A 418-nucleotide genomic window follows, 5' to 3' on the forward strand; every position below is an offset into this window, starting at 1 on the left:
CAGTTGGGCCACACACATACATTTTCACTTTTCCTGGTTCGATAGGCTGAAACACTTCTTTTTGACGTGTTAATGTATTATATAATGTAATCATCTTTAATCTCTCCATTTTTAGTTTGTTCAAGTTGTCGTTCTAGTTGTTTGAGTTGCTCATAAATTGGATCTGGCAAGTTAAGATGATCGAATGTCTTACCGATACGTCTACCATCTTGCTTCACAATACGTCCTGGAATACCTACCACCGTAGAATAACTTGGAACATCTTGAAGCACGACCGAATTAGCACCGATATTAACATTTGAATGCACCTTAATATTACCTAACACTTTAGAACCTGCTGCGATAAGGACGTTATCACCAATGTCGGGATGACGCTTCCCTTTTTCTTTACCAGTTCCACCTAACGTCACACCTTGAT

1 protein-coding gene is annotated in these 418 nt (G+C 39.0%); it reads right to left on the bottom strand.

Features of this window, described 5'->3' with window-relative positions; all coding sequences use genetic code 4:
- Positions 1–77 precede the first annotated feature (77 nt).
- Positions 78–418, bottom strand: a 341-nt coding sequence (locus E1I18_RS03680) for a serine O-acetyltransferase (protein WP_408634157.1), incomplete at its 5' end; no start/stop codon positions are given.

The sequence above is a fragment of the Mycoplasmopsis mucosicanis genome, assembly GCF_006546935.1.
GTDB lineage: Bacteria > Bacillota_I > Bacilli_A > Mycoplasmatales > Metamycoplasmataceae > Mycoplasmopsis > Mycoplasmopsis mucosicanis.